The 1,689-nt window shown below is 65.7% G+C and carries 1 protein-coding gene; it reads right to left on the bottom strand.

Annotation, left to right across the window (positions count from 1 at the left end; genetic code table 11):
• Positions 1 to 265: 265 nt before the first annotated feature.
• Positions 266 to 1,689: cellulase family glycosylhydrolase (locus ACAG20_RS21025; protein ID WP_370494000.1), on the bottom strand; the 1,424-nt coding region annotated here is incomplete at its 5' end.

The following is a 1,689-nucleotide window of genomic DNA, read 5'->3' as shown; positions in this document are numbered from 1 at the left end:
TCATGTCGCCGAGGTCGGCCTGCGCCGGCGCGGCCGGGACGGTCAAGGCCAGCAACGCGGCGACCCCGACAACCTTGCTGCCCACAGATTTGCTGCGGCGACGAGCCATCTCGACAGACCCTTCTCGTGGACATGCGCGGATGCTGAGTTGTGACTGAGAAGGTAAACGAGTTACTTACGCGGCGCAAGCTCGCCTCGGCGCACCGCGGCATTCACTTGTTTTGCAGGCATTTTGGCCTGGTCGGCGGCGACGCGCGGTGGCCCGTCAGGGCTTCGCCGTCACCGTCACCGTCACGCTGGTCGCGCCGGAAGCTGAGCTGATGGTCAGTACCGGGGCGTCGTCGGCCGAGGTGACGGTTCCGCCGGTCACGTTAACGGTGTAGCCGTTCGGGTACTGGCTGGGTGGCACGGAGATGGTGGTCTGCGAGCCGGCGTCGAAGCTGCCGGTGCCGTCGGCGCGGTCGGTGGAGTACGCGAACGACAGGACGCCGTTGGTGAACGACAGCGAGGTCGGGGTGCCGGAGATCTCTTGCGGGTAGGGCTGGGCCAGCACGTCGAGTTTGTCCCAGTTCACGTTGTCGCCGACCGGGGGCTGGCTCGGGTCGTACACCAGCGCCTGATCGATCGGGGACGTACTGGTGATGTCGTTGCCGGTGTAGGCCCATTCGGTCCAGCCGAACAGGTACCGGTTGGCCGCCTGCAGGCTCGCGCCGATGGTCGGAAGATTGTTGGTGGCACCGAACTCGCTGAGGAACGCCGGGATGTTGTGCTCCTGCGCGTAGTCCATCGCGTTTGCGAACACGACGTCGGCATTCCAGTCGCAGCCGAAGCTGAGGTCGGCGAACAGCGCATTGACCATGCAGTAGTGGTGGAACGAGAAGGCGGTGTTCGGGTCGTCCACCGTGCCCAGGTGCGTCGGTACCGGCAGGCTGGCCTCGAGAGTGGTCGGGCCGAAGAACACCGTCTTGTTCGGGTCCACGGATCGGATGGCCTCGGTTAGCTGGTTGTAGAACGGGGTCAGCTGCTGGGTATCGAAATAGGGGTTGCCCAACAGGCTTCCGAGCCAGTGCGAGCCGGCCCACGGCTCGTTGATGATCTCGTAGCCGGCGACGTTCTCGTTGCCCTTGAAGTAGTCGGCGACCGCCTGCCACATCACGGCGTAATGGTTCTGCAGACCGATCCCGTCGGCAGGGGTGTTGGCCCAGAACGCATCCCAGGCGTGGTTCTGCGCCGGACTGACGAAGTAGCTGAAGGGGAAGCCGACATCGAAGTTGGGCAGTCCGCCGGTGAAGGTGGCCCAGTCCGGGGCACCGTCGCCGCCGAAGGCGCCACCGTAGAGGTCCTGGTGCATGTCGAGGATCGCCACGATGTTGTGGTTGGCCAGGATCTGCACGGTGTGCTCGATCGAGGCTAGATAGTCGTAGTCGATGACACCGGGCTCGGGTTGCACACCGGCCCAGATGACACCGAGGCGCACCACGTTGAAGCCGTTGGCGGCCAGGAAGGCGGCGTCATCGTCGCCGAACCCGCCCGCGGACGGCTCATACGGCGGGATCTTGTAGACCTGGTTCAGTCCGCGCAGCATGACGACCTGGCCGTCGGTGTTGGTGAGCCAGCCGTTGGAGACCTCCACCGGCGGCGCGACGGTTCCGGTGATGCCGCCCGGCAGGGCGCCGAACCGGCCGACCG

Source organism: Mycobacterium sp. pW045 (assembly GCF_041287085.1).
Taxonomy (GTDB): Bacteria; Actinomycetota; Actinomycetes; order Mycobacteriales; family Mycobacteriaceae; genus Mycobacterium; species Mycobacterium algericum_A.
Note: the sequence above shows the minus strand (reverse complement) of the source record. Positions and strands in the feature narration are given on the sequence as shown.